The 1,865-nt window shown below is 60.3% G+C and carries 4 protein-coding genes; all 4 read right to left on the bottom strand.

Annotated elements, in window-relative coordinates; all coding sequences use genetic code 11:
* Nucleotides 1-753, bottom strand: a 753-nt coding sequence (locus FM113_RS17285) for a M56 family metallopeptidase (protein WP_087016141.1), incomplete at its 3' end; no start/stop codon positions are given.
* A 50-nt stretch (nt 754-803) separates the two neighbouring features.
* Nucleotides 804-1,181 carry a BlaI/MecI/CopY family transcriptional regulator gene (locus FM113_RS17280; RefSeq protein ID WP_087016139.1) on the bottom strand — a complete coding sequence of 126 codons (378 nt, stop codon included), beginning with the start codon at nt 1,179-1,181 and terminating at the stop codon, nt 804-806.
* Between the two features lie 78 nt (nt 1,182-1,259).
* Nucleotides 1,260-1,505: a hypothetical protein gene (locus tag FM113_RS18030; protein WP_140393410.1), complete on the bottom strand. Its 246-nt coding sequence runs from the start codon at nt 1,503-1,505 to the stop codon at nt 1,260-1,262.
* Nucleotides 1,502-1,865: hypothetical protein (locus tag FM113_RS18255; protein ID WP_217896045.1), on the bottom strand; the 364-nt coding region annotated here is incomplete at its 5' end. The genes FM113_RS18030 and FM113_RS18255, both read right to left, overlap by 4 nt.

The raw sequence follows: 1,865 nt of genomic DNA, 5'->3' as shown, positions 1-1,865 counted from the left end.
AGCCTTCGGAAGCCGCCGACGGGATGCAGATGGCCACCGCTTACTCGTCAAACGTGTCGCACGAAGTCGCATCCCCGCATCCCCATCGCTTTCTGCGAGCAGCGTGAGCGCATTCGCAAGGTTCGCGGCCCCGGCCTGACGCGCCGCCGCATCATCAGCTGCGAGTTCAACGAGGAGCTTTGTCGCGCGCTGCAAAGCCCGGCCCGGACGGAGACGACCGAGGCAAAAGGCGTTGACGGCGGCAATGCGAAGCGCCCACCCGTGATGGTGGCGTAGGTGCGCATACTCATGCGCGAGCACTGCACTCAACTGAGCCTGAGAAAGCAGATCCTCCACCGCTGAGGAGATGAATATCTCGGGACGCCTGCCTGGAACAGCAAACGCGACCGCTTCGTCAGAGTCGAACCTTACAAGAGTGAACCCCTGCCGCGCTTCACGAGACCTTGCTACCGGCGCCAACACTTTCAGGGCTTCTCGTCGCGCCTCAACAATCGGCTCGGACGATACGGAAACCATGGTTGCTACCGCTCCGAACACGCCGAGTCCGAGCCAAGCGACCACAGTAAGCAGAAGGGACTCGGTTCCACCCACATAATCCGGCGCAGAAACTGCACCGATCACACTGATCGCAAGACCAGCCAGAACAAGTGCCACGCCGGCAAAGAGGGCCCCAAACCAAGCGGTGAGAGCAGTCCGTGGATGCAGGAGCTGCCAACGTCCGATGGTCAGGACCAGCGGAGCAAGCAGCGACATGATCAGTGCGCTACCGAAGCAGGCAAGAACTATCCAGAGCACGAGCAGAGCTAGCGCTTCTTGCGAGGTGTCACGAAAGCGGAACTCAGCAGCGCCACATCGTCTTCGTCAAGATTGCCAGCGAATGCCAGCAGTGCGGCACGCCGATCTCCCGCGCTACCAAGCGCAGACAACATCGTTTGGCTCGCATGCTCCTCATCCGATCGAGCAGGGAAGAACTTCACCTTCCGCGGAGAACTCCCCGAGCGAACTACCTCGCCCTTCTTCTCCAGCCGTGTAAGCACTGTCATCAAGGTCGTATACGCGGGCACCTGACCAGAGAACAGATCCTGCAGTTCACGGGCGCCAATCGGTTGAGCTTGTGCACGCAGTAGCCGCATGATCTCTTGCTCGAGTTCGCCTCGTTCCCGAGTTGCTCCACCAGTCATTACTAACCTCCTGGGTCAACTCTACAAGATGTACTAGAAAGACCCCAGGCCTTCTGTCAATCAAGAATCATTTCACTACTACCTCACATCATGCGCGCAGATAAGGCGTTGCAGCGCCGCGCGTGCCTGCGCGGGCAGCACTCCGTTACCAAGCGCGGTAAGTTGCTGATTCATCGTGAGGTCGTGCGGGGACTCCGTTACCCAGCCGTCGGGAAGCCCCATCAACCATTCGACAAACTTCGGTGCGGGACGCGGACCAGTCTCGTCGCTCAGAAGAGCTGGCGATGGTGCCACGCGGCCAGTGAGCTGTTCCCATTGAGTCACTGCCTCAGCGTATTGTCCCCATCGCCGAAGAGCCGCCCGATCAACGTCCACAGGTTCTCGGGTTCTTTGCGCGGGTATCCGTTGGGCCCGTGGAGTGCGAGGTCGATGATCTGATGACTCAGCGCGATCGTGCCACGACGGGCCTTCACCTGCTGCAAGCTCTCTCCGCCTCGAGATGCGTCCGACGCAAGTGGGGTTCGAAAGAGTGCGGTGGGCGAGGATAAACACGCGGTATCTAGGATGCGGTGCGCCGACAGCGGAAGCGGGTAGACCGATCCATTGCGTGTCATACCGGAGGTCGGCCAGGTCTCCCAGAACTGCTCCTGCAGCCCGAAGAGGTCGAGTTGCGGTTTCTCCCAG

Source organism: Leucobacter sp. 7(1) (genome assembly GCF_900163635.1).
In the GTDB taxonomy this organism is placed as follows: Bacteria; Actinomycetota; Actinomycetes; order Actinomycetales; family Microbacteriaceae; genus Leucobacter.
This window is presented reverse-complemented; position numbering and strand designations above follow the sequence as displayed.

Bases quoted from the DNA above. Each gene is read 5' to 3' on its own strand.
- FM113_RS17280 (WP_087016139.1), bottom strand. From the start codon at position 1,181: ATGACTGGTGGAGCAACTCGGGAACGAGGCGAACTCGAGCAAGAGATC.